Annotated in this window: 1 protein-coding gene; it reads right to left on the minus strand. The window is 54.8% G+C overall.

Translation table 11 applies throughout. From position 1 onward, the window contains the following. Positions 1-239: isocitrate/isopropylmalate family dehydrogenase (locus B2T33_RS14800; RefSeq protein ID WP_286792452.1), on the minus strand; the 239-nt coding region annotated here is incomplete at both ends.

Consider the following 239-nt stretch of genomic DNA (forward strand, 5'->3'; position numbering starts at 1 on the left):
AGGCCCATTTCCTTGCGGATTTTAAGAAGGCCACGTTCCGGTTTGATGTCGAACGGCATGTCGTCCCATTTCGGACCACCAACAGCACCCAGCAGAACAGCGTCGGCTGCCATTGCATCCGCAAGCGTTTCGTCGGTCAGCGGGTTTTTATGGGCATCAATGGATGCGCCGCCGATCAGACCTTCGGTAATTTCAAAATTCACGCTGCGCTTTTTCGCCATCCAGTCCATGACGCGCTG

Origin of the sequence: Thalassospira sp. UBA4513, from assembly GCF_002388495.1 — a bacterium.
Classification (GTDB): domain Bacteria; phylum Pseudomonadota; class Alphaproteobacteria; order Rhodospirillales; family Thalassospiraceae; genus Thalassospira; species Thalassospira tepidiphila.